A 224-nucleotide genomic window follows, 5' to 3' on the forward strand; every position below is an offset into this window, starting at 1 on the left:
CTTGCCCGTTTTCATGGACAGGGCAATGGTTTTCTGGGTGACTTCTTCCTGCAATATGAATCCCTCCTTGTTGCAGAAAATTCAGAGCGGCAGCTAGGGTGGAACCACCAGCCGCCGCAGGTAAAGGGTTCTCATGGGTGGACGCTCCTTTCGGTCAAGTATTGGGCGGGCGGCCCCAATCGGGCTGCGCCATGTCATGCGCCACAAGGGACGCATAGTAGCTG

It is taken from the genome of Faecalibacterium sp. AM43-5AT, from assembly GCF_003603345.1.
GTDB classification, from domain to species: domain Bacteria; phylum Bacillota; class Clostridia; order Oscillospirales; family Ruminococcaceae; genus Faecalibacterium; species Faecalibacterium taiwanense.